General features: G+C 48.0%; 2 protein-coding genes and 1 pseudogene. All 3 read left to right on the top strand.

Translation table 11 applies throughout. The annotated features are described in order from the left end of the window. Positions 1-178 (top strand): annotated as a pseudogene (gene tuf / locus QZ506_RS11945) (elongation factor Tu); the annotation flags it as partial. Positions 179-382: 204 nt separating this feature from the next. Further along, positions 383-583, top strand: a complete 201-nt coding sequence (gene bfd, locus QZ506_RS11950; RefSeq protein ID WP_291971304.1) for a bacterioferritin-associated ferredoxin — start codon at positions 383-385, stop codon at positions 581-583. A gap of 99 nt (positions 584-682) precedes the next feature. Then, on the top strand, positions 683-1,126 hold the full coding sequence (gene bfr / locus QZ506_RS11955; protein ID WP_291971306.1) for a bacterioferritin: 444 nt from the start codon (positions 683-685) through the stop codon (positions 1,124-1,126). Positions 1,127-1,254 lie beyond the last annotated feature (128 nt).

Below are 1,254 nucleotides of genomic sequence, written 5' to 3' on the forward strand. Positions count from 1 at the left end.
TGACGTAACGGGCACCATCGAACTGCCGGAAGGCGTTGAAATGGTAATGCCGGGCGACAACATCAAAATGGTTGTTACCCTGATCCACCCGATCGCGATGGACGACGGTTTGCGTTTCGCAATCCGTGAAGGCGGCCGTACTGTTGGTGCGGGCGTTGTTGCTAAAGTTATGGCTTAATCGCCAATACGCGAGTAACACCCGTGCGCTAGCGATAGCGTAAGAAAAAGGACACTTCGGTGTCCTTTTTTATGGCGTTGACAAAACTGTAATTGAAATGGAGACCATTCTTATTCACACTCTCATTTACTGTTTTGTAGTCACTTTTGCGACTGCCGTGCGGAAGGTAGCAACGAAAGAGGGTGTGGTTCCGCGACTGAGAAAATGAGTTATCTTGTATGTATGTGTAATGCCATTTCCGATAAAGTTATTCGGCACTCCGTTCGCCAGCATCAACCCCGCTCGCTCAATCAATTGCGCCAGTTAATGCCTATTGGCAGTGACTGCGGCAAGTGTATTCGCCAGGCTCGCCTGATTATGGAAGAAGAGCAGGCGATGTTGTCAACCATCTCAGACGTTGCGTAATCGACGCTTTTAATGAAACCGTACAAAATGTAGGCGATTTCGTTGGCTCTCCCCCCTCCGGTTCTACACTTTTAAGACCTGGAGCGAAGGAGCAATGTCATGAAAGGCGATAAAAAAGTCATATCACATCTAAATAAGTTGCTGGTTAATGAACTGGTTGCTATTAACCAGTACTTTTTGCATGCCCGTATGTCTAAAAACTGGGGACTGACCCGTCTTGACCAGCACGAATCCATCGATGAAATGAAACATGCCGACCGTTATATCGAGCGTATCCTGTTTCTTGAAGGGGTTCCCAACCTGCAAGATCCTGGCAAACTCAATATTGGCGAAGATGTTGAAGAGATACTGCGTTCTGACCTGAAACTGGAGTTGGATGGCGCCAAGGATTTGCGCGAGGGGATCGCGTATATGGATTCGGTGCGCGATTATGTCAGCCACGATTTGCTGATTGAAATCCTGGCCGATAAAGAAGGGCACATCGACTGGATTGAGACGGAACTTGACCTGATAGTGCGCCTCGGGTTGCCTAATTTGTACTAGCTCAGACCTGATCTGACAGTTACCGATTATTTATACAGGTGTCTGTCAGATTACATCTGGTTCAGATTCTTTTCTGCCCAGATCCGTTTTCCATCGAGTAAAGTGGCCATCGGCGTACGCCCGCAGCA

The sequence above is a fragment of the Candidatus Symbiopectobacterium sp. genome (genome assembly GCF_020054415.1).
Classification (GTDB): Bacteria; Pseudomonadota; Gammaproteobacteria; order Enterobacterales; family Enterobacteriaceae; genus Symbiopectobacterium.

What these genes read in the sequence shown, in the direction of transcription:
- bfd (WP_291971304.1), top strand. Translation starts at nt 383, where the DNA reads ATGAGTTATCTTGTATGTATGTGTAATGCCATTTCCGATAAAGTTATT.
- bfr (WP_291971306.1), top strand. Translation starts at nt 683, where the DNA reads ATGAAAGGCGATAAAAAAGTCATATCACATCTAAATAAGTTGCTGGTT.